Annotated in this window: 1 protein-coding gene; it reads left to right on the plus strand. The window is 48.3% G+C overall.

Going from position 1 to position 234, the window contains the following annotated elements; all coding sequences use genetic code 11:
- The first annotated feature begins 24 nt into the window (after nt 1-24).
- Nucleotides 25-120, plus strand: a complete 96-nt coding sequence (locus tag DWX32_RS20810) for an IS66 family transposase (RefSeq protein WP_279220383.1) — start codon at nt 25-27, stop codon at nt 118-120.
- Nucleotides 121-234: the final 114 nt, after the last annotated feature.

The following is a 234-nucleotide window of genomic DNA, read 5'->3' on the forward strand; positions in this document are numbered from 1 at the left end:
CAGGGTTATAACAGTCTGCCTGGGATCAGGCGCTGCTCCTGTTGGGCACATATCCGCCGATACTTTATCGACGCTGTTCCAAAAGGGAAGCAGTATGACTACAGCCAGCCTGCAGTATAGGGAGTCCAGTACTGCAATCGGTTGTTTGCCATGGAAGACTCCATTAACAAAAAGTATCCCGGTAATTATGAAAAGCGGAAACAACTGCGTCTCGAGAAGGAAAAACCTGTTCTG

Source organism: Blautia sp. AF19-13LB, assembly GCF_003479105.1.
In the GTDB taxonomy this organism is placed as follows: Bacteria; Bacillota; Clostridia; order Lachnospirales; family Lachnospiraceae; genus Fusicatenibacter; species Fusicatenibacter saccharivorans.